General features: G+C 67.0%; 6 protein-coding genes. 3 read left to right on the forward strand and 3 right to left on the reverse strand.

The annotated features are described in order from the left end of the window. Positions 1 to 14 precede the first annotated feature (14 nt). A complete protein-coding gene (locus ABD260_RS36925; RefSeq protein WP_344241542.1) occupies positions 15 to 761 on the forward strand; it encodes a class I SAM-dependent methyltransferase in 747 nt (248 codons plus the stop codon). A gap of 161 nt (positions 762 to 922) precedes the next feature. After that, positions 923 to 1,351: a DUF805 domain-containing protein gene (locus ABD260_RS36930; protein WP_344241544.1), complete on the forward strand. Its 429-nt coding sequence runs from the start codon at positions 923 to 925 to the stop codon at positions 1,349 to 1,351. Positions 1,352 to 1,466: 115 nt separating this feature from the next. Here ABD260_RS36930 and ABD260_RS36935 read toward each other — a convergent pair whose 3' ends face one another. Then, a complete protein-coding gene (locus ABD260_RS36935) occupies positions 1,467 to 2,873 on the reverse strand; it encodes a metallopeptidase TldD-related protein (RefSeq protein WP_344241546.1) in 1,407 nt (468 codons plus the stop codon). Continuing rightward, on the reverse strand, positions 2,870 to 4,381 hold the full coding sequence (locus ABD260_RS36940) for a TldD/PmbA family protein (protein WP_344241548.1): 1,512 nt from the start codon (positions 4,379 to 4,381) through the stop codon (positions 2,870 to 2,872). The genes ABD260_RS36935 and ABD260_RS36940 overlap by 4 nt, the downstream gene beginning before the upstream one ends. Positions 4,382 to 4,543: 162 nt before the next feature. Here ABD260_RS36940 and ABD260_RS36945 point away from each other — a divergent pair, with 162 nt between their 5' ends. Then, positions 4,544 to 5,458 (forward strand): phytanoyl-CoA dioxygenase family protein, encoded by a 915-nt coding sequence (locus ABD260_RS36945; protein ID WP_344241550.1) that lies wholly within the window; start codon positions 4,544 to 4,546, stop codon positions 5,456 to 5,458. A gap of 40 nt (positions 5,459 to 5,498) precedes the next feature. Here the strand turns inward: ABD260_RS36945 and ABD260_RS36950 are convergent, their stop codons facing one another. Further along, positions 5,499 to 6,674, reverse strand: coding sequence for a hypothetical protein (locus ABD260_RS36950; protein WP_344241552.1), 1,176 nt, complete (start codon positions 6,672 to 6,674; stop codon positions 5,499 to 5,501). Positions 6,675 to 6,904: the final 230 nt, after the last annotated feature.

Here is a 6,904-nt window from a genome sequence, read left to right on the forward strand (position 1 = left end):
CGGGGAGCACCACCATGCACACTGGACACACCGGCTATTCGAGTACTGGCGGACATGTAGAGCTCGCCAGAGCGCAGCAGGAACGGTGGGACGCGGCGTACGCACGGAAGGCATTGCTGCACGGCGCCGAGCCGTCGGCGGCGGCGCGGTGGGCGGTCGAGGCGTTCGGTGCCGCGGGCATCGATGACGTGCTGGAGCTGGGCGCGGGGCACGGGCGGGACGCGCTTTTCCTGGCCAGGCAGGGTTTCAGCGTGCATGCGACCGACTTCAGCGAGACGGCGCTCGATCAGTTGCGGCTGGCGGCGCAGCGGGAGGGGCTCGACGACCGGGTGACCGCGGCGCTGCATGACGTCCGCGACCCGCTGCCGCCGGCCGACGCGACTGTCAACGCGGTGTTCGCGAATCTCCTGCTGAACATGGCGTTCGCGCCGTCCGAGCTGCGCGCGCTGGTGGCCGAGATCCACCGGGTGCTCTGCCCCGGCGGCCGATTCGTGTACGCGGTGTGGTCGACGGACGACCCGTGTGCGGAGAACTGGCAGCAGCTGGGCGACGGCCTGTCCGTCCATGACGGTTTCGTCGGCCGGTTCTTCGACCAGGCGCTGGTGACCGAGCTCGGCGCGAACTGGCGGCTGGACGAGATCGCGCCGTACCTCGAAGGCCGGCGGCAGCTGTGGCGGGTCACGATGACCAAGGCCGACGGAACCGGAACCACGGCGGACACGTCGATGGAGACAGCAGCGGAAAACCGGACGGAAAGCTGAAGCCGGGTCTAGGTGCAACGGTCCCGAACTGGTGACGTTGCCTGCGGAACCGGCGTGCCAGATTGCGGTGTGGTCACCAAAGCGAAAACTTGCATTGACGAATTGAACCTGTTCCGACAAGCTCTGTCCGCGTCTTACCTTCGACCATCGGAGATACAGCAATGCAGTGGTACATCGACGTCCTCAAGAAGTACGCCGTGTTCGTTGGGCGGGCCCGGCGCAAAGAGTACTGGATGTTCGTACTCTTCAGCACGATCGCCTCGATCATCCTGTCCATCCTGGACCGGATCCTCGGGCTCGACTTCGGCACGAACGGCTCCTCCGGCGGCTGGCTGCAGACGATCTACAGCCTCGCCGTCCTGCTGCCGACGATCGGCGTGGCGATCCGGCGGATGCACGACACCGGGCGCTCCGGCTGGTGGATCCTGATCAACCTGATCCCCTGCGTCGGTTTCATCTGGTTCATCGTGCTGGCCGCCCAGGAGGGCAACGCCGGGGACAACCAGTACGGTCCGGACCCGAAGGCAGCCGAGCGGTTCGGCGGCCCGGGCATGGCCGGTCCGGCGGAGCCGGGTTACCCGACCGTCTGATCACCCCGGACAGCGCAGACAGCACAGACAGCACAGAACGCCCCGCGGAGCTCTCCGCGGGGCGTTCTGGTGTCCGTCAGGCCTAGCAGTCGGGCCTAGTTTCAGTCGGGCCGGCTCAGCTGGCCTGGCTGACGCTGGACATGTTGAAGTCCGGTACCAGCAGCGGCGGCGTCGCGGTCCGCGAGAAGTAGTCGCCCCACTCCCGCGAGAACGCCGGCACGGTGGCGCCCGCGGCGGTGAACCGGGCCAGCAGGTCGACCGGGCTCTCGTTGAACCGGAAGTTGTTCACCGCACCGGTCACCTCGCCGTTCTCGACCAGGTACACGCCGTCCCGGGTCAGGCCGGTGAGCAGCAGTGTCTGCGGGTCGACCATCCGGATGTACCAAAGGCAGGTCAGCAGCAGGCCGTTGTCCAGTCCCGCGACCAGATCGTCGGTGGCACCGGAAGCGCCGTCGACGGACAGTACGTAGTTCCCGATGTTCGGAGTCGCCGCCGGTACGCCGATCAGGTCGGCCGTGTGCCTGCTCGTCATCAGGCTCTCCAGCTTGCCGCTCCGGATCCAGTCCGTCGCGGCCAGCGTCAGCCCGTTGTCGAACACGCTCGACGAACCGCCCGAAGTACGGGCGACCGCGAACGCGAAGGCCTCCAGCCCGGACAGCGACGGGTCGGAGTGCAGGTTCACCGGCTGCGGCGACAGCGTGTCACCAAGGCGCGTACCGCCGCCGGACTTGGAGAAGACCGTCTGGCCCTCGAACGCGTCCCGGCCGTCGAGCTGCCAGAACAAGTACGTCATCAGGTCCGCGACCGCGGCGGGCGGGAGGATCGTCGGGTGCCGGCCGGCGTCCACCGAGACAGTCCGGGTCGCCCAGCCGAGGCGCCGGGTCAGCTCGGCGTCGAGCGCCAGCGGGTCGACGTCGGTGAAGTCGCGGGTGGCGGTGCCGACCCACGCGGAGTGGCTGAGGTCGGCGTTCTTGCCGGTCGACGAGACATAGCCGCGGGGGAGTGCCTGCCGCAGCCGCAGCCCGGCGGACGAGCCGACGTACAGCGTGACGACCTCGTGGTCCGCGAAGCCGTACAGGCGGCGGTTCTGCTGGGTCGCGCGCTGCAGTGATTCACCGAGCGCCGGCGCGAACTTCTCGTACACGCCGACCGAGGTCTCCTCGGGTTCGAGCGCCCAGTCGGCACCGGTCGTACCCTCGACCAGCGGGCGCGCGTCCTCGGCCGGGCCGGCCGCGCGGGCGGTCGCGATCGCGGCGGAGACGATCTCCTGGAGCGAGTCCTCGGTGACCGACGAGCGGCCGATCACGCCGGCCGCCGTACCCTCGCCGGCGCCGACCGTGGCGATCACGGTCACGCTCGAGCCACGCATCGCACCGTTCGTGGTCAGGGTGTTGTTGGCCCAGCGCAGGTTCGCGCTGGAGGTCTCCGCGACCAGGACGACGCAGCCGTCGGCGCCCTCGGCCGCGGCCAGGGCGAGTCCCCGCTCGATCGTGTCCTGCGGGGTGAGTTGGATGCCCGTCACCGGCCGGCCTCCTGCGTCGTGTTGAGAATGCGGACACCGCGGAACAGCGCGGACGGACAGCCGTGGGTGACCGCGCCGGACTGCGCCGGCTCGGCCTTGCCGCAGTTCAGCGCGCCGCCGAGCAGGTACGTCTGCGGGCCGCCGACTGCCTCCATCGAGCCCCAGAAGTCGGTCGTGGTGGCCTGGTACGCGACGTCGCGGAGTTGGCCGTCGAGCTTGCCGTCGGTGATCTTGTAGAACCGCTGCCCGGTGAACTGGAAGTTGTACCGCTGCATGTCGATCGACCAGGACTTGTCGCCGACGATGTAGATCCCGTTCTTCACCCGGCTGATCAGTTCCTCGGTGGACGGTCCGTCCGGCGCCGGCTGCAAGGAGACATTGGCCATCCGCTGGATCGGGATGTGGCCGGACGAGTCCGCGTACGCGCATCCGTTCGAGCGGGGCGTACCGAGTACGTCCTCGTTCTTCTTGGCCATCCGGCGGTCGACCTGGTACCCGACGAGGACACCGTCCTTGACCAGATCCCATTGCTGCCCGGCGACGCCCTCGTCGTCGTACCCGACCGTCGACAGGCCGTGCTCCGCGGTGCGGTCACCGGTCACGTGCATCACCGGCGATCCGTACTTGAGCGTGCCGAGCTTGTCGAGGGTGGCGAAGCTGGTGCCGGCGTAGTTCGCCTCGTAGCCGAGCGCGCGGTCCAGCTCGGTGGCGTGGCCGATCGATTCGTGGATGGTCAGCCAGAGGTTCGTCGGGTCGATCACCACGTCGTACGTGCCGGCGTCGACGGTCGGCGCGGCCATCTTCTCGGCCAGCCAGCCGGGGATCCGGGCCAGCTCGTCATCCCAGTTCCAGCCCGTACCCGTCAGGTACTCCCAGCCGCGGCCGGCCGGCGGCGCGCACGACGACATCGAGTCGAAGCGGTCCTCGGCGACCGCGTGCGCGGTGATGTCCGGTCCGATCCGCACCCGCTGCTGCGTGTACGAAGTGCCGGCCGTGTTCGCGTAGTACTTGCACTCGTGGACCGCGGCGACGTGGACGCTCACATGCGCGACACCATCGGCCTTCAGCAGCCGGTCGCTGTAGTCGGTCAGCAGCGCGACCTTCTCCGCGCGCGGGACGGTGAACGGATCGATCTCGTACGCCGACACCCAGGTCACGTCGTCGTACACCGACTCGTCCGCCAGCTCGATCGGCTCGGCGTTGATCGGCCGCGACACCTGCGCGATGTTCACCGCCTGCTCGGCCACCCGGACCGCCTCGTCAACGGTCAGCGCCACCCCGGCCGCGAACCCCCAGGTCCCGTCGTGGATGACCCGAACGGCAAGACCGAGATCCTCATCGTCCTTGGCACTCTCCAGCACGCTGTCCCGCAACGAAATGGACTCCGACCGAATCCGCTCCAGCCGGAACTCGGCAAACGACGCCCCAAGATCCCGAGCCCGCTGCAACGCGGCCCCAGCCAACTCCACCCGCGGCAACGCAAGAAACACAGCATCAATATCAGGCACGCCCCCGACCTTATACACGGAACCCGGCCCGGTCGCGCTCGGATCCAGCAGGCCGGATCGGGGCTTGTGTACGCGCTCGAGCCGCTCCTATGCTAACTGGTGAAACTGCGGTTTCAAAAATTTCATCGATCCATCGGAGTCGAGCTGCCGTGGAGGTCAGGCATGCGAACGCAGGTGTCGCCGGAGGAAGTCGGGTTCTACCGTGAGAACGGGTTCGTGATCCTTGATGAGGTGCTGAACCCCGCCGAACTCGAGCAATGGCGCGCGGTGGTCACCGACGCGGTCGAGTCGCGTTCCGAAATGTTCCCTGGGATGAGCAGTTCCTCGGGGTCGGCCGCGGAACTGCAGCAGGACATCGAGGCAATGCTCCGCAGGCCGGATCTTCCTGCGCATGCGCGGAAGGCCTACACCGCGCTGAAGGAGCGGCCGATCCAGGAGGTGATGGAGAATTACGTCGAGTACTACCAGACCGTCTTCGTCCAGCGCCTGAACCTCTGGAAGACCTCGCCCGCGGTCCGTGAGCTGGTGCTGGACAGCCGCATCGGTCGGCTCGCTGCCGAGCTGGCGGGTGTCGACGGCATCAGGTTGTTTCACGACCAGGCATTGTTCAAGCAACCTTGGGGGAGTCCCACGAGCTGGCACACGGACCTGCCGTACTGGTCATTCGCCAATCCGGCCGCGTTGTCGATGTGGATAGCACTCGATGACGCAACGCCGCAGAACGGGTGTTTGTCCTTCATCCCGGGCAGCCAGCGGGTGCAGCGCTATGAAACTCCGTCGATCGGCAAGGACCTCGGTGCGCTCTTCGTCAGCTTCCCGGAGTGGGCCGACATCGAGCCCGCGGTGGCCGCGATGCCGGCCGGGAGCGCTTCGTTCCACAACGCGTTCACCGCGCATGGAGCGGGTGCGAACATGACGAATCGTCCGCGCCGCGCGATGACTTTGCAGTTCATGCCGATGGGTTCGACGTACAACGGGCGGCCGAACGTGGCGCTGCCGCCGGAATACCTGGAGACGCTCACCGTCGGCGACGAGCTGCGGGACAACGACGTGAATCCGCTGTTGTGGAGCCGCTGAACCGCTACCGGACCTGCCGCGCGATGACCCTGGGCCGGGATCAGCCCAGGGTCATCCCATGGCCAAGCTCTGCCACGGACCCCTCGACGTTGCGTCCCTTCTCGACGAACGCGAGGTTGTGGTACAGGTGAATGCCGGTAATCCAGCCTGCTGATCCCGACGTGCGCGAACCGGCGCGTGTGAATTCCTCCTGGTTGACTTCGTCCGCGAGCAGCTTCAGCAGGCCCATCGACGTGGCCGGGTTGTCCAAATTCTTGTCATCGCCACCCAGCCGCGGAAGGTACGAGGACTCGAGATCCTCGATGACATACACGCCGGTCGTGGACACATGCGGAAAGAGTGCCTGAAATGACGTTCGAACATGATCGTTCAGGTGGCTGCCGTCATCGATGACAATGTCGAACGGCCCCAGCTGCCGGCCCAGCTCATCGAGAAACTCCGCGTCGCCCTGATCTCCTTGCACTGCCCGGATGCGCGGGCCGAACACTCCGGGCTTCTCGAAAACGTCCAACCCGTAGATGAGGCCGCGGGGAAAGTACCGCTGCCACATCTGCAATGAAGCGCCGCCGAGATGCGGGTCGTGGTAACCACCGATACCGATTTCCAGCAGTCTGACCGGCTCGTAGCGGAGCCTCTCGAAATGCCGCTCGTAGTGCTGGGTGTACCAATGCAGGCCGGCCCACTTGTCCGAGCCGAACCGAACCGACAGGTCTCCGAGTATCCCGTCGCGCCTGAAGAAGGGAGCAAACACCGCGTGCAGCGCGGCCGTCGGAGGTTTCCAGCGGCGATCCCAGCGTTCCGCGACGGACTTGGGATCCGCGCCGATGTCCGTGGCGCCGGCCCGGAACGCCTTCGACCAACTGATCTCGCCGGCCGCGAGACCTTTCAGATTGGGCGGCCCGAAGAGAGCTCGGAGCAGCTCCACGGCCTCGAACCGGATCGTCACCGCGGTGGCGCCTTCCCAGCCGGTCCGCGTCGACAGCCCGGCTGAGGTGAGCGTCAGCACGCGAGTCGCACGTTGATCCCGGCACTCGACGTCGAGCTGAACTTCGAAGGTCTGGTCCGGTGCACAGTCGCAATGCAACCGAAGCTCGTCGACGATCACGTCCATGGTGGCGTCGAGTCCGATCCGCAGCACCAGATCCGTCAGCCGGGTCCGATCTCCGCATACTTCCGTCACCAAGGACTCGATGTGGCCCCACGGTTTCAGGTGCATCGCAGCTGCGGTCCTTCCGGCCGGGGATCTGGTCCCATCGTCGCTGAGCTCTCGGATGGACGACCACAGGACGACTTCCGCCGCGCCGAGCGTTCGGCTGCCGGTCCAGGGCGATCAGCCGCTGAGCTCAAACCCGGCAAACAACCGCCCGCTGTCTCGCAACGAAATGGACTCGGACCGAATCCGCTCCAGCCGGAACTCGGCAAACGACGCCCCAAGATCCCGAGCCC

It is taken from the genome of Kribbella hippodromi, from assembly GCF_039531045.1.
Classification (GTDB): Bacteria; Actinomycetota; Actinomycetes; order Propionibacteriales; family Kribbellaceae; genus Kribbella; species Kribbella hippodromi.